Below are 22,284 nucleotides of genomic sequence, written 5' to 3'. Positions count from 1 at the left end.
CACCGCATGACTTCCTTCCTGAAACCCCTGCTGCTCGCCGCGCTCGCCGGCCTCGCAGCGAACGCGCAGGCCGCGCTGAACGTCGTCGCCTGCGAGCCCGAATGGGCCGCCCTCGCGAAGGAACTCGGCGGCGACAAGCTCAACGTGTCGTCGGCCACCACCGCGCTGCAGGACCCGCATCACATCGAGGCCCGGCCCAGCCTGATCGCGCGCGTGCGCGGTGCCGACCTGCTGGTGTGCACCGGCATGGAGCTGGAGATCGGCTGGCTGCCGGTGCTGATCCAGCAATCGGGCAACGCGAAGCTCTCGCCCGGCGCGCCGGCGATGTTCGAGGCCGGCCGCTTCGTCACGCCGCTGGAGGTGCCGACGCGGCTGGACCGCGGCGACGGCGACGTGCACGCGCAGGGCAACCCGCACATCCAGCAGGACCCGCGCAACATCGCGAAGGTGGCGGCGGCGCTCGGTGCGCGCCTGGCGCAGCTCGACGCCGCCAACGCCGCCACCTATCAGCAGCGCCTGCAGGACTTCAACACCCGCTGGGCCGCGGCGCTGCAGCGCTGGGAGGTGCGAGCGTTGCCGCTGAAGGGCGTGGTGGTGGTCGCGCACCACAAGAACATGGGCTACCTGTGGAGCTGGCTCGGCGTGCGCGAGATCGGGACGCTGGAGCCGAAGCCCGGTGTCGAGCCGAGCGCGGGCCACCTCACCGAGCTGAGCGCGCAGCTCGCGCAGCAGCCGGCGAARATGGTGGTGCGGGCCGCCTACGAGGACCCGCGCGCATCGAAGTGGTTGTCGGAGCACGCGAAGATCCCGGCCGTCGCGCTGCCGTTCACCGTCGGCGGCAATGACAAGGCGGGCGACCTGTTCGGATTGTTCGACAGCAGCGTTGCGTTGTTGCTGGAAGGCGCAAAGATGGACAACACCAAATGACGGTGGCACCGATCGATTTCGCGATCCTCGCGCCGGCGCTCGCGGCCGGGCTGCTGGTCGTCGCGACGCACGTGCCGCTGGGTGCGCAGGTGCTGCGCAAGGGCATCGTCTTCATCGACCTCGCGATCGCGCAGATCGCAGCACTCGGCGTGATCGTCGCCGGCCTGCTCGACATCGACCCGGGCGGCTGGCAGGTGCAGGTGGCCGCGGCGCTGGCCGCGCTGGCCGGCGCGCTGCTGCTGACCTGGACCGAGAAGAAATGGCCCGACGTGCAGGAGGCGCAGATCGGCGTGCTGTTCGTGCTGGCCGCGACCGCCGGCATCCTGCTGCTCGCGAAGAACCCGCACGGCGGCGAGCACCTGCGCGACCTGCTGGCCGGGCAGATCCTGTGGGTCAGCTACACGCAGCTCGCGATCCCGCTGGTGGCGACGCTCGCGATCCTCGGGCTGTGGTTCGGTGCGCGCGCGCTGGTCGAGCGAGCGGGCTTCTACCTGCTGTTCGCGCTGGCGGTCACGGTCTCGGTGCAGCTGGTCGGCGTCTACCTGGTGTTCGCGACGCTGATCGTGCCCAGCCTGGGCACGCGCAAGCACCGCGAGGCGCGGCGGCTGCCGCTGGCCTATGGCATCGGGGTGCTCGGGTATGCGATCGGGCTGGCGCTGTCGTCGGCGTTCGACCTGCCGGCCGGGGCGTTGATCGTGTGGTGCCTGGCGCTGCTCGCGATGGCCGTGCACGCCGCGGCACCGTAGGCGCGGAAGGCGGGTGCGGGGAGGCTGTGGTGCGCCGGTTGGGTCGGTCCTCGCCCCTCGCGGGGCGAGGACTGCCCTGCGCTGACTGATTTCATGGCCCGTCGCCCAAACTCCCTCCACTCACTTCGTTCGTTGTGGTCAGACAGTGGGCGACAGTCAGTTCACGAAGCGTGCTGCGCACGCGGGCCATGAAATCAGCCAGCTCCGGCGACCCGCCCTTATTGGCGCTCCACAGCCTCCCCGCACCCGCCTTCTGCCACCGCCCTGCCTTTTGGGAGGTGACAAGCGAACAAGTGGGGGTTGAGCCCGGGTTGTCACCCGGGTTGCGCGAGCAGCGCGCGCAGTGCCGCCTCGTCGATCACCTCGACGCCCAACGTGCGCGCCTTCTCGAGCTTGCTGCCGGCCTCCTCGCCGGCGACGACGTAGTGCGTCTTCTTCGAGACCGAGCTGCTGACCTTGCCGCCGGCATCCTCGATCAATGCCTGCGCCTCATCACGGGAGAGCGTGGGCAGCGTGCCGGTCAGCACCAGCGTCTTGCCCAGCAGCGGACGCGGGCGGTCGTCGGCCTCGCCGACACTCTCCCTGGGCTGCACGCCGGCCGCCAGCAGCTGCTCGACGACCTCGCGGTTGTGCGGCTGGGCAAAGAAGGTGTGGACACTGGCTGCGACGATCGGGCCGACATCGGGCACCTCCAGCAATTGCTCGACGCTGGCGTTCATCAGCTTGTCCAGCGTGCCGAAGTGGCGCGCCAGGTCCTTGGCCGTCGTCTCGCCGACCTGGCGGATGCCCAGCGAGAACAGGAAGCGCGCGAGCGTCGGCGCCTTGCTCTTCTCCAGCGCGTCGACGATGTTCTGCGCGCTCTTCTCGGCCATGCGGTCCAGTGCGGCCAGCTTGGCGACGCCCAGTTTGTAGAGGCCCGGCAGGCTCAGCACGATGCCGGCATCGACGAGCTGCTCGACGAGCTTGTCGCCCAGGCCTTCGATGTCCATCGCGCGGCGGCCGGCGAAGTGCAGCAGGGCCTGCTTGCGCTGGGCGGGGCAGAAGAGCCCGCCGGTGCAGCGGTATTCGATGCCGCCCTTCTCGCGGGCCACTTCGCTCCTGCAGATCGGGCAGGCGCGCGGCATGTGGAAGTTCGGTACATAAGGATGGCGAGCAGTCGGACTCACCACATCCGCCGCCGCAAACCCCGCGCGAGCCTGGCCAACAATCGCAACATCCGTTACTCGACTGACCACTTCAGGGATGACATCACCAGCGCGGCGGATGACGACCTTGTCGCCCACGCGCACGCCCTTGCGGCGCATCTCGAAGGCGTTGTGCAGCGTCGCGTTGCTGACCGTCGTGCCGCCGACGAAGACCGGCTCCAGCCGCGCCACCGGCGTCAGCTTGCCGGTGCGGCCCACCTGCACGTCGATGGCCAGCAAGGTCGTCACCTGCTCCTGGGCCGGGAATTTGTGGGCCACGGCCCAGCGAGGTTCGCGGGTCTTGAAGCCGAGCTTCTGCTGCTGCTCCCACGAGTTCACCTTGTAGACGACGCCGTCGATGTCGAACGGCAGGCCGTCGCGCGCCTCGGCCACGCGCTGGTGGAAGGCGACGAGGCCGGCCGTGCCGCTCGCCACCGTGCGCATGTCATTGACCGGCAGGCCGAAGGCCGCCAGCGCATCCAGCAGGCCCGACTGCGTCGCCGGCAGCGCCCAGCCCTGCACCTCGCCCAGGCCATAGGCATAGAAGCTCAGCGGCTTGTCGCGCGCCTGGCGCGAATCGAGCTGGCGGATCGCCCCGGCCGCGGTGTTTCGCGGGTTCACGAAGGTCTTGTCGCCCTTGCTGCGCTGGCGCTCGTTCAGCGCCTCGAAGGCGTCGCGGCGCATGTAGACCTCGCCACGCACCTCCAGCACCTGCGGGGCGTCGCCCTGCAGGCGCAACGGAATCTGGCCGATGGTGCGCACGTTGTGCGTGACGTCCTCGCCGGTCTCGCCGTCGCCGCGCGTGGCCGCCTGGACCAGCACGCCGTTCTCGTAGCGCAGGTTGATGGCGAGCCCGTCGAACTTCAGCTCGGCGTTGTAGTCGACGGGCGCGTCACCTTCCTTCAACCCCAGCTCGCGGCGCACGCGGGCGTCGAAGGCGATGGCACCGCCCTCGGTCGTGTCCGTCTCCGTCGTGATGGACAGCATGGGCACGACGTGATGCACCGGTGTCAGCCCGGGCAGCACGGCACCGATGACGCGCTGCGTCGGCGAGTCCGGCGTCAGCAGCTCGGGGTGCGCCGCCTCCAGGGCCTGCAGCTCCTGGAAGAGCTTGTCGTACTCGGCATCCGGCAACGCGGGCGCATCGAGCACGTAGTAGAGGTGGGCGTGGTGGTTCAGCTGGGTGCGCAGCTCGGCGGCGCGCCCGGTGGGATCGGGTGTCGGGGAGGTCGGTGCCATGCCGCCAGTTTAGAGGCCGGCATGGCGGTTCAGGCCGGAGCGAAGGTCGCGCCGACGTTGTGCAGCATGTAGTTGCGGATCTCGCAGGTGCTGCGCGTGCCGGAGCCGATGCAGGCACCGCTCCAGCCGCGGAACACCTGGCCGGCCTTCGGCACCGCCGTCAGCACGACCGTCGTGTACTTCGTGTAGCTGACGCCGCAGCTGCTGCCGCCCTGCACGCAGTTCATCGGCCCCACCGTGCCGCGCACCTCGTTGCCGACCGTGCCCTGCCCGGTGACGCTGACCCGGATCGGGCGCGTCGGGTAGTAGGCGTCCAGATCGGCGTCGACCCAGGTCTGCACCCACGGGTCGGTGGCCACGCTCTCGGCCAGCTCGGTCAGCGGCTCGGCGCCGCCGGAGGCCTCTGCCGTCACCGGGGACGGCGGCGGGGCCGCTGCCTCGTCCACCGGCGGCTGCACCGACACGGGCGCGACCGGCGCCGCCGCATCGGCTCCATCGTCACCACCGCCACCACCACCGCCGCATGCGGCCAGCAGCGCCGCCAGCATGCACGCGCCGGCCATCTTGCTCACACTCTTCATGTCCCTGCTCCAACCACGTCCGGCCCTGCACCATCGCAAGGGGTCGGCGTGACCTGACCTCTTTCGGCCCCGGCGCCGCTTCATTGAGCGTCTCTCGGGCCGGTTCGAGAATTGCTGCCACAAGCAAGAAGGCCCGGCCGTGCATCGCACCGCCGGGCCTCGTCGGATACCGCGGATCAGCGCGTCGAGAAGGTGTCGAGCACCGCGCCGTCCTGGCCGATCGTCTTCACGCTCACCTTGCCGCCGTCCACGTCGATGCGCATGTAGTGGTACGCCGCCGTGGCCTTCGCGTTCAGCGGGCCCAGGTTGTTGAAGCCGGCCAGTGCCGAGCCGCCGCCGCCGGTCACGGTGTAGACCGCGCCCTTCGCGTCGTCACGCACGCCGTTCGGGCTCGCGGCATCGGCATACACCGGCACCGAGCGCTCGTAGACGTGGCTGTGGCCCGAGATCACCATCTTCACCTTCGGGTGCTTGCTGAAATCCTTGATCAGCGTCGGCCACGAGGCGTTCGGCGCATGGCCGTCGGAGTACGAGATCAGCGGCGCATGCATCAGCACGATGGTGTTCTGGATCGCGCTGTTGGCCGAGGCTTGCGCCAGGTCGTAGCGCAGCCAGTCGAGCTGGTGCTTGTAGTAGTACGCGTCGTAGTTGCCTTCGTTGGCGGCCGTGCAGTTGCTCGAGCACTCCATCACGTCGTAGTAGTCCGAGTTCAGGCGCAGCACCACGAAATGCGTGCCCTTGTAGTCGAACGAGTAGTACATGTAGTCCGGATAGACGCCGCTGCGGGTCTTCGCGCAGGCCAGCTGGTAGAACTGGTCGTCGGTGTAGTGCTTGACGCTCGAGGTGGTCCAGTCCTTGAAGTAGGCCTTGTTCTGCGTGTGGTTCGGGATGCCGACCTTCTTCGGGTCGAACACGTCGCAGTAGCCGTTGCCGAACTTGTCCGGGTACCAGCCGTCGCCGTAGTTGTCGTCATGGTTGCCGACCACCGGGAAGTAGTAGGTCTGCAGGCCGGCGGCCGGCGTCTTGTTCTGCAGCGGCGCGATGATTTCCTTGAAGCTGCCCTTCGAGGCGTCGCTCGGGCAATCGCCGCGCTGCACCCAGTTGGTGGACTTGTCGTAGCCGGTGACCATGTCGCCGAGGTTGAACACGAAGGCGGCCGGTTCATTGACCATCCGGTTCACCAGGCCGATGTGCACGGCATTGCCGCCGCAGCCGTTGCCCGAGCGGCTGTCGCCGTAGGCCAGGAAGCTGAAGGCACCGCCGGTCGCGGGGGGCGTGGTGGGAGGCGTGACGGGCGGGGTCGTGGCCGCAGCCGCCGTCGTGAAGTTCCAGCTCGTCGTGCCGGCCAGCGCGTTGCCGGCGGTGTCCTTGATGCCGCTCGTGCCGGCGGTCAAAGCCACCGGGTACTGCGCGGCGGTCGACAGGGCCGCGACCGGCGTGAACGTGGCGGTGTTGCCGCTGCACGCGATCGTGYCCGACACCGAACCGACCTTGAAGGTCTGGCCCGAGACGGTCGAGCAGTCCAGCGTCTTGCTGAAGGTCACCTTGACCGGCGTCGTCACGGCCACGTCGGTGGCACCGGCGCCGGGCGTGGCGCTCGCCACCGTCGGCGCGGTCGTGTCGGCGACGACGAACGACGCGCTCACGTCGCGCGCCTGGCTCATCGTGATGCTGCAGGTGCTGGCGCTGCCGGAGCAGTCGCCGCCCCAGGCGCTCAGCTTGAAGCCGGCGGCCGGCGTCGCGGTCAGCGTGACCGCGGCGTTCGGCGTGACGTCTTCGCTGCAGTCGGCGCCGCAGTTGATGCCGCCGGCGCCCGAGGTCACCGTGCCGGAGCCGCTGGTGCTGACGTTCAGGCGGTAGGTGGTGGGTGTCGTCGGCGGGGTCGTCGTGCCGGCCGGGCCGAACTTGGCCGTGACCGCGCGGGACTGGCTGTTGTTCAGCGTGCAGGTGTTGGCCGTGCCGGAGCAGGCGCCGCCCCAGCCGAGGAACACCATGCCGGTGTTGGGCAGCGCGCCCAGCAGCACCGAGGTGTACTTCGTGTACTTCACCGAGCAGACCGTGCCGCCGTTGCCGCAGTTCATCGGCCCGAGCACGCCGCTCACCATGTTGCCCACCATGCCGGGGCCGGTCACGGTGACCGTGATCGGACGCGCCGTGTAGTACGCGCTGTCGCCGACGGCCTGCGCACTTTCGGTGGCGCCGGCGGCTGCCAGTTCGGGATCGACTTCGGAGGCAGCGCTCGTCGCGTTGTTGCCACTGCTTCCGCCGCCGCAAGCCGCCAGCATCATCGCCAGCGACATCGCACCGAACACCTTGTTCACCCTGTTCATTGACTAGCTCCAGACAAGCCCGGTCCAGGCCCGATCGCGTGGATCGCCGGGCTGGGCTCTGAGCGGCCGCATCGGCCGCATGTGTTGATCGAAGAAGGCGCCGGCAGGATCGCCGGCGCCAGGTCAGGCATCAGTACTCGTAGGCACCGATGTCGGTGGCCGCACCCTGGGCGCGCGAGACGCCGCGGATGTCGGTCGGGGCCAGCGACTGGCTCGCGCCGGCATCGATCGCCGGGCTGCCGGTCGACAGCGTCAGCGGGGTGCTGCCCGTCGTGGTCGAGAACTTCGGATCGGCCATCTTGCTGCCGGTATCGTCACGCCCGCTCAGCGCCTTGTACTTGGTCAGCCAGGTCGCGAAGTTGACGTTGCTGAACGAGTCGGACGTGAAGGTCGGGGCACCGTTGCTCGAGTAGTAGACGTTGTGGTCGAAGACCAGCGTCTTGTAGTCGGTCAGCGCGTTGGAGCCGATCTTCACCACCGGCTTCGCCGACGAACCGTAGATGATGTTGTTGCCGAAGTACACGTTGGTGCCGGCCTGGCCGACTTCCGACTCGTTGGACAGGAAGATCGAGCCGTGCATCAGCTTGCCGGTGTCGTAGCAGCTGTTGTTGTAGAAGCGGGCGTTGCTCGACGACGAGGTCGCGAGGCAGGCCCAGGTGGAGCCGATCACGACGTTGTTGCGGACGATGCCGTCATACGTCTCGTACAGGCCGTCGACCAGGCGGTAGTCGTCGGTCTCCTGGCCCAGCATCAGCGCATGGCCGTTGGCCGAGTTGCCGATGTTGACGAGGCGGTTGCTCTCGAAGATCGGGTTGCGTGCATTGCCCTTGGCATAGACGCCGATGTCCGGCACGTCGTGGATGTAGTTGCCGGCGACACGGACGCGGTCCGCACCGACGATGTCCACGCCCTGGGCGTTGCTGCCCGGCTGCACCTTCGAAGCGTCCTGCCAGATCTCGTTGTCCAGCACTTCCACGTCGTTGGAGGTGCGCACCAGCTTGACGATGTCGGCGACGCTGCAGCACAGGCGGTTGCCCACCAGCTTGACCTTCGGCGTGTCGATCTTGATCGCGTTGCCGTCGCTGCCGCCGGCGGCGCTGCCCTGGATCTCCAGGCCCTGCACCACCCAGTACATCGGGTAGCAGTCGGTGTTGCCGCTGCCGTCGCCGATCGCGTCTTCATCGCAGGCGGAGTTGTAGAAGTAGACCGTCGGGCCCGAGCTCGTGCTCTTGATCACCGGGCGCTCGCCGTTGTAGCCGCGCAGCGAGATCCACTTCGTGGCGCTGCCCGCACGGCGGATCACGACGCTCTCGGTGTAGGTGCCGGCACGCACGTCGATGGTGTCGCCGGCAGCCGCCAGGCCGACCGCCTTGTTGATCGTCTTGAACGGGGCCGCGAGCGTGCCGGCGTTGCTGTCGCTGCCGGTGGTCGCCACGAAGTACGCCTTGCCGGTGCCGGTGCCCGGCGCCGTGCCGGTACCGCCGCCGGTGCCGCCCGAGCCGCCGCCGGTGGAGGTGGCGGTGAACGAGGCGCCGACCGCAGCCGCCGCATTCATCTGCACCGTGCAGGTGCCGGTGCCCGAGCAGGCGCCGCTCCAGCCGCTGAAGCTGTAGCCGGCAGCCGGTGCCGGRTTCAGCGTGACCGGCGTGCCCGAGTAGAAGACGCTGGTGCACGACGCGCTGCACGACACGCCGGCCGGGCTCGAGGTGAGCGAGCCGCTGCCGGTGACGGTGATCGCCAGCGGGTAGGTGACCGTGGGGGTCGGGGTGGGCGTGGGGGTGGGGGTGGGGGTGGGGGTGGGCGTCGGCGTGGGGGTCGGCGTCGGCGTGGGCGTGCTGTTCGAGACGAAGCTGCCGACCACCGTGCGGTTCTGGCTCATCGTGACGTAGCAGAAGTCGGTGCCGGAGCACGAACCGCCGCTCCAGCCCTTGAAGGTGTAGCCGCTGCTCGCGCGGGAGCCGATCATCACCTGCGTGCCGGCCGCGAAGCTCGCGGTGCACTGGGTGTTGCCTTCACCGCAGACGATGCCTGCGGGCTGGGTGCCGATCAGGCCACCGGCCTGGCCGGACACCGTCAGCGTGTAGCGCGTGCCGGCGGCGGCTGCAATGCGCAGTGCTTCAGCCGATTCGCTCGTGCCGGCGGCGTCTGCCGCATCGGACCCTTGATCCGTCGAGGACCCGCCGCATCCGGCCAGCACGGCCGTCACGCAGAACGCGCCCAACACCTTGTGAAACCAACTCATCGAATAGCTCCTCTAGCCAACCTTCAACGCCGGGCCAATCCCTGCGCCCGTCGATCGGGCATCCCTGTTTCGACGGCTGGGACGAATCATTGAACGACCAGAGGTGTCGCCTGTTACGGGAGGTCAGATCAAGGTCTTGGCTTTTTGCAAGTGCCGGAAGCGAGGCGGCACCCCCTCGTTCATGGGGGTGGTAGAGGGGGATCGGGCGATCCATCGGAAAAATCGATGGGGCGGATCAGGGTTTATCCGACGTGCAACCTGTTTCAGGTCTTGTTACAGACTTGTAGGCGTTCGCTACAAAACGGCCATCGGCTGTCGATAAGTCATTGATTGCGCACGGGAAATAGCAAGGTGTTTTCCTGCCAATCCGAGCGATTGGAACGCCTGCCTCGGCGAAGAAAGGAGGCGTTCGGGCGCCTATTGCGGCGACTGCTTCGCGGCCGGTGTATCGGCTTTTGGTTTGTCGGTGCGTTGCGCCGAATCCACATCGGGGGCCGGCGGGGTCGACGGTGCGGTCGATTCCTGCTGCGCCAGGCGGCTCAGGCGGCGCCCGGCCTCGCTGTCCGGTGCCAGCCGCAGACCCAGGTGCACCTTGTGCTGCGCCCGCGAGGCGTCCGGCGGGTAGTACGACACCGACAGCTCCAGCCCGCCCGGGCACAGCAGCTTCAGCAGGTCGTTCATGAAGGACGGGCTCTTCGGGCACTTGTCGCCGTAGGCGACGGCGATCAGCGCCGACTGGCGGGCCGCGAAGGCGCGCGCCTGGGTCTCGTCGGGGAAATCGGCGACGCCGTGCACGCTGATCAGCGTCAGGCTCTTCGGCGTCGCGAGCAGCTCGATGGCCTTGAAGTCGGGCGCCTTGTCGGGCTTGTCGATCATCATCTCGACCATCGGCGAGACGCGTGTGCGCTGCTGGGTCAGCTCGCTGATGGTGTACGGCGCACCGAGCTTGTAGCCGAACAGGTCGCCTTCCGGCGGGCCGGCTTGCACGGTGGTGCACGCGAGCGCGGCGCACGACGCGGCCAGTGCGCGGGTCAGGGAATGGTGTTTGCGGGACATGCCGTCTGACTATATCTGCGGCGAATGGCGGCTCTTGCCGCGGCGCGATGGGCAAAAAAAAGCAGCACCGTCGTGCTGCTTCGTTCTTGCTGCCTGTCTCTTGCCACGGATGATCGGACTGGTGGGCGGTGCAGGGTTCGAACCTGCGACTTCCACCGTGTGAAGGTGGCACTCTACCGCTGAGTTAACCGCCCGAGTGTCTTGCGATCACCGGCTTCGCGTTTTCAACATGGCTGCCTTGTCGCGAAGCCCTGGATTATGCCACAAGCTGGCGCCACCCCGTCTTGCCGCCGGAGGCCTTGTCGAGATCGGCGAGCTGCTTCGCGTGTGCCGCCAGCTCTTCGTCGTTCGCGACGATGACCGGCAGGTCGAAGACGCTGAAGTCGATCGCCGCGACGACGATGTCGTGCGACGACGTGCCGCCCGCATCGATCACCAGCGAGTTCTGCCCGCGCGTCATGTTGATGTAGACCTCGGCCAGCAGGCCGGCATCGAGCAGCGCGCCGTGCAGCGAGCGGTTGGAGTTGTCGACCTCCAGCCGCTTGCACAGCGCATCGAGCGAATTCGACTTGCCGGGGAACATCTCGCGCGCCATCAGCAGGCTGTCGCTGACGCCCGCCACGCACTCCGCGAACGGCCGGCGGCCGAGCCGGCGCAGCTCGGCATTCATGAAGCCGACGTCGAAGCCGGCGTTGTGGATGACGATCTCGGCGCCCGCCAGGAAATCCATCAGCTCGTCGGCGATCGCGGCGAACAGCGGCTTGTCGGCCAGGAACTCGTCGGTCAGCCCGTGGATCTTCACCGCATCTTCATGGCTCGAGCGCTGCGGGTTGACGTAGAAGTGCTTGTTGTTGCCGGTCAGGCGCCGGTTCACCATCTCGACGCAGCCGATCTCGATGATGCGGTCGCCCGACTCCGGGCTCAGGCCGGTGGTCTCGGTGTCGAAGAAGACCTGCCTCATGCCGCCACCTTCTCGCCGGCCGGAAAGCCGCGCCGCGCCGACCAGGCGCACAGCACGATGCCCGCGAGGATCATCGGCACGCACAGCCACTGGCCCATGCTCATGCCGAGCGCGAGGTAGCCGAGGAACGCGTCGGGTTCGCGGAAGAACTCCGCGGTGAAACGGCACAGCCCGTAGCCGATCAGGAACGCGCCCGACACCTGGCCCATCGGCCGCGGCTTGCGCGAGAACCACCACAGGAAGCCGAACAGCAGCAGGCCTTCCATGCCGAACTGGTACAGCTGCGACGGGTGCCGCGGCTCGTCGCCTGCGCCTGAGAACACCATGCCCCACGGCAGGTCCGGCGACGTGACGCGGCCCCACAGTTCGCCGTTGATGAAGTTGCCGATGCGCCCGGACGCGAGCCCGGTCGGCACGCACGGCGCGATCAGGTCGGTGACCTGCCAGAACGGCCGCTTGCGCAGCCAGGCGAACACGCCCATCGCCGCGATCACGCCCAGCAGCCCGCCGTGGAAGGCCATGCCGCCCTTCCAGACCGCGAAGATCTCGAGTGGATGGCCGGCGTAGTGGCCGGGCTTGTAGAACAGCACGTAGCCGAGCCGGCCGCCGATCACGACGCCCAGCACGCCGTAGAACAGCAGGTCCTCGACATCGCGGCGCGTCCAGCCGGCCTGCGCGAACTGCGTCTGCCGCACGCGGATCGACGCGAGCCACAGGAACAGCCCGAAGGCGACCAGGTAGGTGATGCCGTACCAGTGGATGGCCAGCGGGCCGATCTGCAGCGCGACGGGATCGATTTTCGGGTGAACGAGCATGGGTGTGGAGGGCCAGGGCAATGCGGAAGCAGGCGAACGATACCCCAGCTCAGGTCGCCAGCGAGGTGCGCACGAAGCGAACGAAGCGCTCGACCACCGGCCCGGCATCGCGCGGCCACACCAGGCTGGTCTCGGAGCGTGGCGCCGCGCCGCCCGACGCCGCCAGCGACGGCGGCAGCTGYCGGTAGCTGACACCATCGCGCCGCAGCTGGGTCACCGATTCGGGCACCCAGGCGAGGCCGAGCCCGGCCGACACCAGGTTGACGATGGTCTGCATCTGGATCGCCTCCTGCCCGATCACCGGCGTCGCGCCGTGCCGGTGGTAGAACGCGAACACCGCGTCGTGGATCGACGGCGCGATCGTCCGCGGGAAGATGATCAGCGGCTGCGCCAGCAAGGCCGGCAGCGACAGCCGCCGCGCGCCCGCCAGCGGCGAGGCGGCCGGCAGCGCCAGCACCAGCGGCTCGGTGCCGAGCGACAGGTGCTCGAGCGCCGGCGCCGGCAGCATGCCGGGCGCGTGCAGCACGAAGCCGGCGTCGGCCTCGCCCTGGGCGAGTGCTGCGAGCTGCACGTCGGTGGTGGCTTCGCGCAGCACGACGTGGATGCCCGGCTCGGCCAGCCGGAAATCGCGCAGCCAGCCCGGCAGCAGCCCGAAGCCCACCGTCGAGACGAAGCCGAGCCGCAGCCGCCCGACCGCCCCGCTGCCCGCGCCGCTGGCCACCGCCCCCAGGGCGGCCGCCTGCTGCAGCAGCTGGCGCACCGGCGACACCAGCGCCTCGCCGGCCGGCGTCAACGCGACGCGGCGCCGCGTGCGGTCGAACAGCGCCGTGCCGAGCCGGGCCTCGATCTGCCGGATCGCGAGCGTCAGCGGCGGCTGCGTCATGTTCAGCTGCTGCGCCGCGCGGCCGAAGTGCAGCGTCTCGGCCAGCACCAGGAACTGCCGCCAGGCGCGCAGCTCGATGCGCAGCTCGTCACTCATACACAAGACATATCAATCCACCACGCTGGATATATTGGACGACATTCTGCACGCGATCGATACTCACGCTCCCCCCGAGCATTCCGCCAGGAGACACCCCGATGAGCAGCCCCGTCAACCGCCGTTCGAAGAACATCACCGAAGGCGTCGCACGCGCGCCGAACCGTTCGATGTACTACGCGCTCGGCTACCAGGAAGGCGACTTCAAGAAGCCGATGATCGGCGTGGCCAACGGCCATTCGACGATCACGCCGTGCAACTCCGGCCTGCAGAAGCTGGCCGACGCCGCGGTGGCCGGCATCGAGGAGGCCGGCGGCAACGCGCAGATCTTCGGCACGCCGACCATCAGCGACGGCATGGCGATGGGCACCGAGGGCATGAAGTACAGCCTGGTGTCGCGCGAGGTGATCGCCGACTGCATCGAGACCTGCGTCGGCGGCCAGTGGATGGACGGCGTGCTGGTGGTCGGCGGCTGCGACAAGAACATGCCCGGCGGCATGATGGGCATGCTGCGCGCCAACGTGCCGGCGATCTACGTCTACGGCGGCACCATCCTGCCGGGGCGCTACAAGGGCCAGGACCTGAACATCGTCAGCGTGTTCGAGGCGGTCGGCCAGTTCAGCGCCGGCAACATGAGCGAGGAAGACTTCTGCGAGATCGAGCGCCGCGCGATCCCCGGCAGCGGCTCGTGCGGCGGCATGTACACCGCCAACACGATGAGCTCGTCGTTCGAGGCGCTGGGCATGGCCCTGCCCTTCAGCAGCACGATGGCCAACCCGCACGACGAGACCGCCAACACCGCGAAGGCGGCGGCGCGCGTGCTGGTCGAGGCGGTGAAGGCCGACCTGAAGCCGCGCGACATCGTCACGAAGAAATCGATCGAGAACGCGGTGGCGGTGATCATGGCCACCGGCGGCTCGACGAATGCGGTGCTGCACTTCCTCGCGATCGCGCATGCGGCCGGCGTCGACTGGACGATCGACGACTTCGAGCGCGTGCGCCGCAAGGTGCCGGTGCTGTGCGACCTGAAGCCCTCGGGCAGGTACCTGGCGGTCGACCTGCACCGTGCCGGCGGCATCCCGCAGGTGATGAAGGTGCTGCTGAAGGCCGGGCTGCTGCACGGCGACTGCATGACGATCACCGGCAAGACGGTGGCCGAGAACCTGGCCGACGTGCCCGACGTGCCGCGCGCCGACCAGGACGTGATCCGCACCATCGACAACCCGATGTACGCCGAGGGCCACCTCGCGATCCTGAAGGGCAACCTGTCGCCCGAGGGCTGCGTCGCGAAGATCACCGGCCTGAAGAACCCGGTGATCACCGGGCCGGCGCGGGTGTTCGACGACGAGCAGTCGGCGCTGGCCGCGATCATGGCGCGCAAGATCGTCGCCGGCGACGTGATGGTGCTGCGCTACCTTGGCCCGAAGGGCGGACCGGGCATGCCCGAGATGCTGGCACCGACCGGCGCGCTGATCGGCCAGGGCCTGGGCGAATCGGTCGGCCTGATCACCGACGGCCGCTTCTCCGGCGGCACCTGGGGCATGGTGGTGGGGCACGTCGCGCCCGAGGCCTACGCCGGCGGCACCATCGCGCTGGTGCATGAAGGCGACTCGATCACGATCGATGCCCACACGCTGACGCTGCAGTTGAACGTCAGCGACGAGGTGCTGGCGCAGCGCCGCGCCGCCTGGACGCCGCCGAAGCCGCGCTACACGCGCGGCGTGATGGCGAAGTTCTTCAAGAATGCCGCCAGCGCCAGCCAGGGCGCGGTGCTCGACAAGCTGGATTAAGCCAGCGCAAAGGATCAACCGATCAAGCAACGCCCGCGGAACCGGCTTTGCCGGGCCGCTGGGTGGCGCCCCTTGGGGGCAGGAGCGCAGCGACTGGGGGGCTCACACCTTCCGCTTCTTGCGGCGACCGCGCTTGTCCATGCCGAGCTTCGCGAGACTTTCTTCGCGGCGCTTGGCGACGCGCTCGTCCATCTTCTCGATCTCCTTGCGCTTGGTGTAGCCGGTCGCATCGGCAAACATCCACCAGGCAATGGCCGCGCCGAAGGGCCACAGGATCGCGATCCACCCCCACTCGGCTGCCGGGCCCACTTCGGCCAGTTTCATCACCAGCAGCAGCACCCCCAAAACGACGAAATACATGAGCTTCCCTCGATCTTTTGACTTGTCCTACGTGAGGCAACGGTCAACCATGCCACGTAGAATTCGTTGAGTTTCCAGTATCCCACCCCTTCGGAAGGAAATCATGAAGTCGCTGCTCTCGCTGATCGTTGCCCTCTCCGCCCTGGCAGCCGCACCGGCTTTCGCCAACCCGGAGCTGGCGCAGAAGAAGAATTGCATGGCCTGCCACGCCGTCGACAAGAAGCTGGTCGGCCCGGCCTACAAGGAGGTCGCCGCGAAGTACGCCGGCCAGAAGGACGCCGTCGACAAGCTGTCGGCGAAGGTGATCAAGGGCGGCGCCGGCGTGTGGGGCGCGGTCCCGATGCCCGCGAACACGCAGGTGTCCGACGCCGAGGCCAAGCAGTTGGTGACCTGGATCCTGAGCTTGAAGTGACCCACCCCCGAAGGCGCTGACGCGCCCTCCCCCTCAAGGGGGCGCCTCCAGTGGCCCGGCAAAGCCGGCTCCACGGAGGCCGCTGGATGAAGAAGGCCCCTGCGGGGCCTTCGTCTTTTCCGATCAGTAGGCTTGGCCGAGTTGCTCGAGGATCGCCGGATTTTCGAGCGTGCTGGTGTCCTGCGTCACCGCCTCGCCCTTGGCCACCGAGCGCAGCAGCCTGCGCATGATCTTGCCGGAGCGCGTCTTCGGCAGGTTGTCGCCGAAGCGGATGTCCTTCGGCTTCGCGATCGGGCCGATCTCCTTGCCGACCCAGTCGCGCAGCTGCTTCGCGATGGCCTTGGCTTCGTCACCGCTCGGACGCGGGCGCTTCAGCACGACGAACGCGCAGATCGCCTCGCCGGTCGTGTCGTCCGGGCGGCCGACCACCGCCGCTTCGGCCACCAGGTCGGTGAAGCCCACCAGCGCCGATTCGATCTCCATCGTGCCCATGCGGTGGCCGCTGACGTTCAGCACGTCGTCGATGCGGCCGGTGATCGTGAAGTAGCCGGTCTTCTCGTCGCGGATCGCACCGTCGCCGGCCAGGTAGTAGCGGCCCTGGAAGTCGGCCGGGTAGTAGCTCTTCTTGAAGCGCTCCGGGTCGCCGTAGATGGTGCGGATCATCGACGGCCACGGCTTCTTGACGACCAGGATGCCGCCCTGCCCGTTCGGCACGTCCTTGCCGGTCTCGTCGACGACGGCGGCGATGATGCCGGGGAACGGCAGCGTGCACGAGCCCGGCACAAGCGGCGTCGCGCCCGGCAGCGGCGTGATCATGTGGCCGCCGGTCTCGGTCTGCCAGAAGGTGTCGACGATCGGGCAGCGGCCGCCGCCGATGTGCTCGTGGTACCACTCCCAGGCAGCAGGGTTGATCGGCTCGCCGACCGAGCCGAGGATGCGCAGCGAACCCAGCTCGTAGTTGCGCGGATGCACGGCTGCATTGCTCTCGGCTGCCTTGATCAGCGAGCGGATCGCGGTCGGCGCGGTGTAGAACACGCTGACCTTGTGGTCCTGGATCATGCGCCAGAAGCGGCCGGCGTCGGGGTACGTGGGCACGCCCTCGAACACGATCTCGGTACCGCCCAGCGCGAGCGGCCCGTAGGCGATGTAGGTGTGGCCGGTAACCCAGCCGATGTCGGCGGTGCACCAGAAGATGTCGTCGGGCTTCAGGTCGAAGGTCCACTTCGTCGTCAGCGCCGCATGCAGCAGGTAGCCGCCGGTCGAGTGCTGCACGCCCTTGGGCTTGCCGGTGGAGCCGGAGGTGTACAGCAGGAACAGCGGGTGTTCGGCGCCGACCCATTCCGGCTCGCAGGTGACCGGCTGCGCGGCCGTCAGCTCGTGCATCCAGCGGTCGCGCGCAGCATCGAACGCGATCTTGCCGCCGGTGCGCTGGTAGACGATGACGCTCTTGACGCTGTCGCAGCCGCCGAGCGCGATCGCCTCGTCGACGATCGCCTTCAGCGGCAGCTGCTTGCCGCCGCGCAACTGCTCGTCGGCGGTGATCACCATCACCGCGCCGGCATCCTCGATGCGGTCGCGCAGGCTCTGCGCCGAGAAGCCGCCGAACACCACCGAGTGGGTCGCACCGATGCGCGCGCAGGCCTGCATCGCGACCACGCCCTCGACCGACATCGACATGTAGATGACGACGCGGTCGCCCTTCTTCACGCCCTGCGACTTCAGCGCGTTGGCCATGCGGCAGGTCTTCGCGAGCAGGTCGCGGTAGCTGACGCGCGTCACCTGGCCGTCATCGGCCTCGAAGATGATCGCGGTCTTGTCGCCGAGGCCGGCCTCGACCTGCTTGTCCAGGCAGTTGTACGAGACGTTCAGCGTGCCGTCCTCGAACCACTTGAAGAACGGCGCCTGGCTGCTGTCGAGCGTCTTCGTGAACGGCGTCTTCCAGGTCACCACCTCGCGCGCGAGGCGGGCCCAGTAGCCTTCATAGTCGGCCTCGGCCTCCGCGCACAGCTTGTCGTAGGCGGCCATGCCGGACACATGGGCGGCCTTGGCCAATGCTGGGGGGGGTGCGTAGACCTTGTGCTCGCTCGAACTCATGCTTGTCTCCTTCAGCGGTTTGCGCAGCGGTTTGCAAATTCTGCTCGCACCATAGACAGCTGCTCTTACGAACGACTGACGCAGGCGCCCGGGGTCTTCACCGATGGTGCGCCCACTACAATTTCAGGCAACCGGACTATCCCTGCACACCCCATGGCCCAGATCCCCGACCACAGCAACACCAAGCTGCGCCCCTTGCCCAACCTCATCTTCATGAGCCGTTGGCTGCAGCTGCCGCTGTACCTCGGGCTGATCGTCGCGCAGGCGGTCTACGTGTTCCACTTCTGGGTCGAGCTGGTGCACCTGGTCGAAGCGGCCTTCGGCAGCCAGACGGCGCTGCAGGCGGTGTTCACGGCGGTCGGCGTCAGCGGCGATGCCGCCAAGGGCACCAAGCTGACCGAGACGACCATCATGCTGGTGGTGCTCGGGCTGATCGACGTGGTGATGATCTCCAACCTGCTGATCATGGTGATCGTCGGCGGCTACGAGACCTTCGTGTCGCGCATGAACCTCGAAGGCCACCCCGACCAGCCGGAGTGGCTGAGCCACGTCAACGCCTCGGTGCTGAAGGTGAAGCTTGCGACCGCCATCATCGGCATCTCGTCGATCCACCTGCTGAAGACCTTCATCAACGCCGATGCGCTGAGCGACCGGGTGCTGATCGCGCAGACGGTGATCCACTGCGCGTTCCTGCTGTCGGCAATGGCGATCGCGATCACCGACCGGCTGCTGCCCCAGACCTCCTCGAATCACTGAGGCCGGCGCGCACTGCCCAGCAGCAGCAAGGTGCCGGCGATGCCGGCAATCAGCGAACCGCACAGCACGCCGAGCTTGACCTGCGTCTCGTAGTCGCCGCCGCGGCCCTCGAAGGCCAGCGCGCCGATGAACAGGCTCATCGTGAAGCCGACGCCGCACAGCACGCAGACGCCGAAGAACTGCCGCGTGCTCGCACCGGCCGGCAGCTCGGCCCCGGCCAGCCGGATCAGCAGCCACGACGCGCCGAACACGCCGATCGCCTTGCCCAGCACCAGCCCGGCGGCGATGCCCAGCGGCACCGTCTGCGCGAGCGTGCCGAGCGTGACGCCCTGCAGCGACACGCCGGCATTCGCGAACGCGAACATCGGCAGCACCGCGAACGCGACCCACGGGTGCAGCGCGTGCTCGGTGGTCTCGAGCGGCGAATGGCCTTCTTCCCCGCCCCGCAGCGGGATCGCCAGCGCCGTCGCCACGCCGGCCAGCGTCGCATGCACGCCCGACTTCAGCACGCACACCCAGATCACCAGCCCGACGACGACGTACGGCCCGACGCTCATCACCCGGGCTCGGTTCAGCAGGAACAGCACGACGCCGCCGGCCAGCGCCGCACCCAGCATCGCGAGCGACACGTCGGCGGTGTAGAAGAACGCGATCACGACGATCGCGCCCAGGTCGTCGATGATGGCCACCGCCGTCAGGAATACCTTCAGCGAGGCCGGCACGCGCGAGCCGAGCAGCATCAGGATGCCGAGCGCGAACGCGATGTCGGTCGCCGCGGGGATCGCCCAGCCGTGCAGCGCGACCGGATCGCCCAGGTTGATCCCCKCGTAGATCAGCGCCGGCACCGCCATGCCGCCGATCGCCGCGCCGGCCGGCAGCAGCGCCTGCCGGGCCGATGCCAGCTCGCCGGCCAGCATCTCGCGCTTGATCTCGAGGCCGACGAGGAAGAAGAACACCGCCATCCACAGGTCGTTGACCCACAGCAGCAGCGGCTTGGCCAGCACCAGCAGGTCGCCGCCGATGCGCAACTCGCCCGGCAGCTCGACGAAACGCTGGTAGGCCCCATGCCACGGCGAGTTGCTGACCACCAGCGCGATCACGGCGGCCAGCGCCAGCACGACGCCGCCCGCCGATTCGGACGCGATGAAGCGCCGGATGCCATTCAGCATGAGTTCTCCCCTGTCAGTAAAATTCGGGGCTTCAAGCCAAGCCCACTCGCCGGGGATTGTTCCGCAGTTCAGCAGTTCCGCCCACTTTCCGGGATAGCCACATGACCTCGATCCGCTACACCGACCTGGTTGACAGCGTCGCCGCCGCCCTCCAATACATCAGCTACTACCACCCGGCCGACTACGTCGCGCACCTGGCGCGGGCGTACGAATCCGAGCAGGGCCCGGCCGCCAAGGATGCCATCGCGCAGATCCTGACCAACTCGAAGATGTGCGCCGAAGGGCGCCGCCCGATCTGCCAGGACACCGGCATCGTCAACGTCTTCATGAAGATCGGCATGGACGTGCGCTTCGAGGGCTTCCCGGCCGGCGTGGAAGACGCCGTCAACGAAGGTGTGCGCCGCGGCTACCTCGACCCCGAGAACAAGCTRCGCGCGAGCATCGTGGCCGACCCGCACTTCGAGCGCAAGAACACCAAGGACAACACGCCGGCGGTGATCCACATGAGCCTGGTGCCGGGCAACACGGTCGACATCCAGATCGCGGCCAAGGGCGGCGGCAGCGAGAACAAGAGCAAGTTCGTGATGATGAACCCGAGCGACAGCCTGGTCGACTGGGTGCTGAAGACGGTGCCGACGATGGGCGCCGGCTGGTGCCCGCCGGGCATGCTGGGCATCGGCATCGGCGGCACGGCCGAGAAGGCGATGCTGCTCGCGAAAGAGTCGCTGATGCAGGACATCGACATGTACGAGCTGAAGGCGCGCGGCCCGCAGAACAAGCTCGAGGAACTTCGCATCGAGCTGTGCGACAAGATCAATGCGCTGGGCATCGGCGCGCAGGGCCTGGGCGGGCTGACCACGGTGCTCGACGTGAAGATCGCCACCTACCCGACGCACGCGGCCAGCAAGCCGGTCGCGATGATCCCGAACTGCGCCGCCACGCGCCATGCGCACTTCGTGCTGGACGGCTCCGGCCCGGCCTTCCTCGAGGCGCCCAGCCTCGACCTGTGGCCCGACGTGAAGTGGGCGCCCGACTACAACAAGAGCCGCCGCGTCAACCTCGACACGCTGACGCGCGAGGAAGTGGCGAGCTGGAAGCCGGGCGAGACGCTGCTGCTGAACGGCAAGATGCTGACCGGCCGCGATGCCGCGCACAAGCGCATTCAAGACATGCTGGCGAAGGGCGAGAAGCTGCCGGTCGACTTCACGAACCGCGTCATCTACTACGTCGGCCCGGTCGATCCGGTGCGCGACGAGGTGATGGGCCCGGCCGGCCCGACCACCGCGACCCGCATGGACAAGTTCACCGAGATGATGCTCGCGCAGACCGGCCTGATCGGCATGATCGGCAAGGCCGAGCGCGGCCCGACCGGCATCGAGGCGATCAAGAAGCACAAATCGGCCTACCTGATGGCGGTGGGCGGCGCGGCCTACCTGGTCTCGAAGGCGATCCGCAAGGCCGAGGTGGTGGGTTTTGCCGATCTCGGCATGGAAGCCATCTACGAGTTCGAGATCAACGACATGCCGGTGACGGTGGCGGTCGATTCCGAAGGCACCTCGGTGCACACGACCGGCCCGAAGGAGTGGCAGGCGAAGATCGGCAAGATCCCCGTCGCCGTTTCCTGATCCATGGGCTGACGTGCAGGCCCTGCCCTTCGCGCTGACGAAGATCCAGGCGCCGCGGCCGCGCGGCGAGCACCTGGACCGGCCCCAGCTCGAAGGGCGCCTTGTTTCCGCCATCGGCCAGGCGCGGCTGATGCTGCTGTGCGCGCCGGCCGGCTTCGGCAAGACGGCGCTGCTGGGGCAGTTGCTGGCTTCGCGGCATGACACCGCGGTCGCGTGGATCGCCGCCGACGATGACGACGACCTGGCGCGCTTCATCGCCTGCCTGGTCGCCGCGCTGGAACCGCACGACCTGCCGTGGCGCATCTCGCCGCAGGCGCTGACCACGCTCGGGCAGCAGCCCCGCGGGCTGCGCCGCATCGCCGACGAGCTGCTGAGCGCGCTGGGCGGCGCCGACCTGCGGCAAGGTCCAGGGCCAGGGCATGGCCTGATCGTGCTGGACGATGCGCACCGCATCGCCGATGCGCGCATCTTCGAGCTGCTCGACCTGCTGCTGGAGCAGCTGCCGGCCCCGTGGACCGTGCTGCTCGCGAGCCGCACCGATCCGCCGCTGTCGCTGGCCCGGCTGCGCGCGCAGGGCGAGCTGCTCGAGCTGCGCCAGGCCGACCTGGGCTTCGCCGACGACGAGGTGCGCGCGCTCGCGGCCCGGCGTGGTGCCGGTGCCGAGTTCGTGCAATCGCTGGTCGAGCGCCTGCAGGGCTGGCCGGCGGGCATCCGGCTGAGCCTCGATGCGGCCACGCTCGCCGGCAAGCGCACGCCGGCGGCACTCGGCCAGCGCCACCTGTTCGACTACCTCGCGAGCGAGGTGCTGGCCGACATGCCGGACGGGCTGCGCCGCTTCCTGCTGCAGACCTCGGTGCTCGCCGAGCTGGAGGCCGGGCGCTGCAGCGCGCTGACCGGTGACCCGCAGGCCGCCGGCTGGCTGGACGACATCGAGCGCCGCGGCCTGTTCGTCACCGTGCTCGACGGGCCGCAGCTGACACTGCGCCTGCACGACCTGTTCCGCGATTTCCTCGAAGAC

The 22,284-nt window shown here is 68.5% G+C and carries 18 protein-coding genes and 1 tRNA gene; 7 read left to right on the top strand and 12 right to left on the bottom strand.

Annotated features, from left to right (window positions below):
- Window positions 1-6: 6 nt before the first annotated feature.
- Together AC1D1T_RS13535 and AC1D1T_RS13530 are read left to right on the top strand one after the other, a co-directional pair.
- The gene (locus AC1D1T_RS13535) at window positions 7-927 is read left to right on the top strand and encodes a metal ABC transporter substrate-binding protein (RefSeq protein WP_465111915.1); all 921 of its coding nucleotides are present in this window, start codon (window positions 7-9) and stop codon (window positions 925-927) included.
- Window positions 924-1,673: a metal ABC transporter permease gene (locus AC1D1T_RS13530; protein WP_477839754.1), complete on the top strand. Its 750-nt coding sequence runs from the start codon at window positions 924-926 to the stop codon at window positions 1,671-1,673. Before AC1D1T_RS13535 ends, AC1D1T_RS13530 begins: the two co-directional genes overlap by 4 nt.
- A 314-nt stretch (window positions 1,674-1,987) precedes the next feature.
- On the opposite strand, the gene ligA is transcribed toward AC1D1T_RS13530, so the two are convergent.
- From ligA to AC1D1T_RS13485, 9 genes are all read right to left on the bottom strand, one after another.
- Window positions 1,988-4,096, bottom strand: coding sequence for an NAD-dependent DNA ligase LigA (gene ligA / locus AC1D1T_RS13525; protein ID WP_477839752.1), 2,109 nt, complete (start codon window positions 4,094-4,096; stop codon window positions 1,988-1,990).
- 29 nt (window positions 4,097-4,125) lie between these two features.
- Window positions 4,126-4,677 carry an InlB B-repeat-containing protein gene (locus AC1D1T_RS13520; protein WP_477826697.1) on the bottom strand — a complete coding sequence of 184 codons (552 nt, stop codon included), beginning with the start codon at window positions 4,675-4,677 and terminating at the stop codon, window positions 4,126-4,128.
- A gap of 176 nt (window positions 4,678-4,853) precedes the next feature.
- A complete protein-coding gene (locus tag AC1D1T_RS13515) occupies window positions 4,854-7,007 on the bottom strand; it encodes an Ig-like domain-containing protein (RefSeq protein WP_477991983.1) in 2,154 nt (717 codons plus the stop codon).
- 130 nt (window positions 7,008-7,137) lie between these two features.
- The gene (locus AC1D1T_RS13510) at window positions 7,138-9,249 is read right to left on the bottom strand and encodes a right-handed parallel beta-helix repeat-containing protein (protein WP_477840581.1); all 2,112 of its coding nucleotides are present in this window, start codon (window positions 9,247-9,249) and stop codon (window positions 7,138-7,140) included.
- A 417-nt stretch (window positions 9,250-9,666) separates the two neighbouring features.
- Window positions 9,667-10,305, bottom strand: a complete 639-nt coding sequence (locus AC1D1T_RS13505) for a hypothetical protein (RefSeq protein WP_477840579.1) — start codon at window positions 10,303-10,305, stop codon at window positions 9,667-9,669.
- A 119-nt stretch (window positions 10,306-10,424) separates the two neighbouring features.
- Window positions 10,425-10,499, bottom strand: a tRNA-Val gene (locus AC1D1T_RS13500).
- Between the two features lie 62 nt (window positions 10,500-10,561).
- On the bottom strand, window positions 10,562-11,266 hold the full coding sequence (dnaQ, locus tag AC1D1T_RS13495) for a DNA polymerase III subunit epsilon (RefSeq protein WP_047504777.1): 705 nt from the start codon (window positions 11,264-11,266) through the stop codon (window positions 10,562-10,564).
- On the bottom strand, window positions 11,263-12,081 hold the full coding sequence (gene lgt, locus AC1D1T_RS13490; RefSeq protein WP_477827614.1) for a prolipoprotein diacylglyceryl transferase: 819 nt from the start codon (window positions 12,079-12,081) through the stop codon (window positions 11,263-11,265). The genes dnaQ and lgt overlap by 4 nt, the downstream gene beginning before the upstream one ends.
- A gap of 49 nt (window positions 12,082-12,130) precedes the next feature.
- Window positions 12,131-13,060, bottom strand: coding sequence for a LysR family transcriptional regulator (locus AC1D1T_RS13485; protein WP_477840577.1), 930 nt, complete (start codon window positions 13,058-13,060; stop codon window positions 12,131-12,133).
- A 101-nt stretch (window positions 13,061-13,161) separates the two neighbouring features.
- On the opposite strand from AC1D1T_RS13485, the gene ilvD reads away from it, so the two are divergent.
- Window positions 13,162-14,850 carry a dihydroxy-acid dehydratase gene (gene ilvD, locus AC1D1T_RS13480; RefSeq protein ID WP_477827683.1) on the top strand — a complete coding sequence of 563 codons (1,689 nt, stop codon included), beginning with the start codon at window positions 13,162-13,164 and terminating at the stop codon, window positions 14,848-14,850.
- A gap of 102 nt (window positions 14,851-14,952) precedes the next feature.
- On the opposite strand, the gene AC1D1T_RS13475 is transcribed toward ilvD, so the two are convergent.
- A complete protein-coding gene (locus AC1D1T_RS13475) occupies window positions 14,953-15,210 on the bottom strand; it encodes a TIGR04438 family Trp-rich protein (protein WP_465111905.1) in 258 nt (85 codons plus the stop codon).
- A gap of 103 nt (window positions 15,211-15,313) precedes the next feature.
- Between AC1D1T_RS13475 and AC1D1T_RS13470 the strand changes: the two genes are divergently transcribed.
- Window positions 15,314-15,622 (top strand): c-type cytochrome, encoded by a 309-nt coding sequence (locus tag AC1D1T_RS13470; protein WP_047504343.1) that lies wholly within the window; start codon window positions 15,314-15,316, stop codon window positions 15,620-15,622.
- 123 nt (window positions 15,623-15,745) lie between these two features.
- Here the strand turns inward: AC1D1T_RS13470 and acs are convergent, their stop codons facing one another.
- Window positions 15,746-17,716, bottom strand: coding sequence for an acetate--CoA ligase (gene acs, locus AC1D1T_RS13465; protein ID WP_477991982.1), 1,971 nt, complete (start codon window positions 17,714-17,716; stop codon window positions 15,746-15,748).
- Window positions 17,717-17,869: 153 nt separating this feature from the next.
- On the opposite strand from acs, the gene AC1D1T_RS13460 reads away from it, so the two are divergent.
- Window positions 17,870-18,472: a YqhA family protein gene (locus AC1D1T_RS13460; RefSeq protein ID WP_047504352.1), complete on the top strand. Its 603-nt coding sequence runs from the start codon at window positions 17,870-17,872 to the stop codon at window positions 18,470-18,472.
- On the opposite strand, the gene nhaA is transcribed toward AC1D1T_RS13460, so the two are convergent.
- Complete coding sequence (gene nhaA, locus AC1D1T_RS13455; RefSeq protein ID WP_477991981.1) at window positions 18,466-19,641, bottom strand: Na+/H+ antiporter NhaA; 1,176 nt, start codon at window positions 19,639-19,641, stop codon at window positions 18,466-18,468. The two genes, AC1D1T_RS13460 and nhaA, sit on opposite strands and share 7 nt — an antisense overlap.
- Before the next feature lie 101 nt (window positions 19,642-19,742).
- Between nhaA and AC1D1T_RS13450 the strand changes: the two genes are divergently transcribed.
- The gene (locus AC1D1T_RS13450) at window positions 19,743-21,266 is read left to right on the top strand and encodes a fumarate hydratase (protein ID WP_477991980.1); all 1,524 of its coding nucleotides are present in this window, start codon (window positions 19,743-19,745) and stop codon (window positions 21,264-21,266) included.
- 13 nt (window positions 21,267-21,279) lie between these two features.
- Window positions 21,280-22,284: winged helix-turn-helix domain-containing protein (locus tag AC1D1T_RS13445; RefSeq protein WP_477991979.1), on the top strand; the 1,005-nt coding region annotated here is incomplete at its 3' end.

The sequence above is a fragment of the Rhizobacter sp. P2_H3 genome (assembly GCF_056403355.1).
Note: the sequence above shows the minus strand (reverse complement) of the source record. Positions and strands in the feature narration are given on the sequence as shown.